The sequence below is a fragment of the Bacteroides sp. CAG:633 genome, from assembly GCF_000435115.1.
Lineage (GTDB): Bacteria > Bacteroidota > Bacteroidia > Bacteroidales > Bacteroidaceae > Bacteroides > Bacteroides ndongoniae.
Genome location: NZ_FR883057.1, coordinates 56,455 through 59,129 on the forward strand (window position 1 = coordinate 56,455; position 2,675 = coordinate 59,129).

Annotated in this window: 2 protein-coding genes; both read right to left on the reverse strand. The window is 52.9% G+C overall.

Annotated features, from left to right (window positions below):
- The coding region (locus QVP67_RS07100; protein WP_288179998.1) for a hybrid sensor histidine kinase/response regulator at window positions 1–1,977 on the reverse strand (1,977 nt) is incomplete at its 3' end.
- A 48-nt stretch (window positions 1,978–2,025) separates the two neighbouring features.
- A partial coding sequence (locus tag QVP67_RS07105; protein ID WP_288179999.1) for an MATE family efflux transporter occupies window positions 2,026–2,675 on the reverse strand: 650 nt, incomplete at its 5' end.

Below are 2,675 nucleotides of genomic sequence, written 5' to 3' on the forward strand. Positions count from 1 at the left end.
TGCATCCCCTGTTTCCGTTTCCGTCCGCTGCGGTATTTCCTGCCCACCCAGTTCGCCCAGCAGTTCCGACACCGTAAAGGGCTTGTGCAGGCATCCGGCAAAGCCATGCTCATCAAACTCGCTGCGCTGCATGTCGCTACGGGCCGTGACGGCTATTACCGGAATTTCTTTTGCCTGAGGAATGTTGGAAGCGCGCAACAACTTTAGCAGGTCGAATCCGTTGATTGCCGGCATCTGTACATCCGTCAGCAACACATCGAACTGTTCCGTGCGAAGAGCATCGAGCAGTTCATCCAATTGCAGACACGACACAGACCCGATGCCGCTTTGCGACAACATGGCCGCAGTCAGCGTCAGCTGGATGCGGTCATCATCAATCAGCAACACCCTCTTCAATGCCGGACTTTCCGGTTCCGGCTGTCTCACTTCTTCTGCAACCGGTACATCTGTTTCTTGCTTTTCGGGGAACGCCTGTTTCTTGCTGTCAGCCTCGCTCTTGTTCACCGGAAAGATGGGGATACGAACCGTGAACGTACTGCCCTTGCCGGGAACACTATCCACATCGATACTACCTTCGAGCAGCTGCACCAGCATGCGAACTATGGAAAGTCCCAAACCGAACCCTTCTTTCCCCTGTGCACCCGGCAAGCGAGTAAACTCCTGGAAGATGCGTTCGCGATCGGCCGGTTCCATGCCCTTTCCGGTGTCGGATACGGCTACTACCAAACGACGGTTCTCGTAACGTGCCGTCAGCGTAATACCTCCCTTGTCGGTGAACTTGACCGCATTCGACAGCAGGTTGGTAATGATCTGCCGCAGGCGCAAGGGGTCGCAGATGTAAGTGCCGTTCAATTCGTCCGAAATCTCACGGCTCAAGGTCAGACCCTTTTCTGCCGTCAATGGTTCAAAGCTGACATAGATTTCCTCTAATAAATGGGCGGGATGGAAGGTCACACGATGAACCTCGGCTTTATGCAGATCAAGACGATGAAAATCGAGCAGATCGACTACCAACTTCAGCAGATGTTCCGACGAAGTCTTCATATTATCCAGATAGAAACGCTGGCGTTCGTCCACCGTAAGCCTTGACAACAGATCAGCATACCCCATGATGGAGCCTAAAGGTGCCTTGAAATCGTGCGTAATGGCCAGCATCAGCTTCTCGCGCGTCACCAACAGGTCTTCGGCACGGCGACGGGCTACCTCCAGTTCTCGTTTATAACGGTTACTGCGCGCCACGTCGCGCCCTATCAGCACCAGGAAGAAAGCTGCCAGCAATACAGCCCCCACAGCCACTCCGGCAATGGTACGCGCCGAACGCTGACGAATCTCCTGCTGATATTCGGCCTCAGTACGGGCACGTTGAAGCGTTTCTTCCTCGTAATTCTTCAACAAGCTGTCGATTCGTGCCGAAAGCATATGGTCCATCCGCCGCAGGTTGTAGTTACGCCGCCGTACGATAATGCTGTCGGCACGTTTTTTCTCGGTAATCTCGCGTAGTCTGGCCTGTAAGGAATCTGTCGGATTGTAGACATCGATCACCGTATCGACGGCAAACTCCAGTGATGTCTTCACCTGAATGGCAGTATCCTTCTTAGGAGGCGAAAACACTTCGCCCAATCTCTTGAAAAAGCCTTTCTTCTTGGGCCGTGTCACCATCGTGTCACGATGCGTAATGACCCGCCGTTGCACGCGCTGCTGCACGACGACCGAGTCGATCCGCTCAGCAATAATATGTTCGATGTCGCTGGTCGAGAGCATCTTTTCGTTCATCTCGCTCAGCGTACGCAGCATCCGGATGGTATTCTCATCCTTCTCTTTGAGCAACACCAGCAGACTGTCGGCCCACTGCATGTCTTTACCCTCGGACTGGGTGAGCTTCTCGACCTCTCTGTGCACAAAGAACAAGGCCGACAGCAGCACCACCAGCAACAGGGCATAGCCCAAAATGATCTTCAGTTTCGAAACGCTGTTCATAAGTATCTACTTCTTTATGCCCTCTATCAGGAATTGAAAAGACATTCTTCAGTTCTTCTTGTTCGTATCCCAGCGGAAACGGAGCCACAGCATCAGGCCGGCACTGGTCAGGCCGAAGGGGAATGCCATCCAGACTCCCGTTACACCCAGATTCAACACGAATCCACAAAAATATCCTACAGGCAAAGATATAATAAAATAGGCAATAAAGGCTATCAGCATCATCGGCTTTACGTCCGAAATACCGCGCAAGGCATTCGCGAAGTTAATCTGCAGACCGTCGCCAAACTGATAGATAAGGAACGGGAAGAACAGAGCCGACACCATGGCCGACACCTCAGCACTATCTGTAAACCATCCGCCCACCCGGCTACGACAGGCAAAGACAATGCTAAGCAAAACGACCTCCATAAACAGAATCAGATGAAAACCGGCATAAGCCACCCGACGCACATTGGGCGTATCGCCCTGCCCGTGGAAATTGCTGACACGTACCGCTACCGCTGCTCCCATACCATAGAACATCATAAACGTGAATTGCGAAATGGTAAGCATAATCTGATGTGCGGCCAGTGCCATCGTACCCAGCCAACCCACCATCACCGTGCTGAGACTGAACGAAGCAGTCTCCATACCCATCTGCAAGCCTACAGGCCAACCCAGCGCATTGAGCCGGCGGAATACGGCAGCCGACCAAC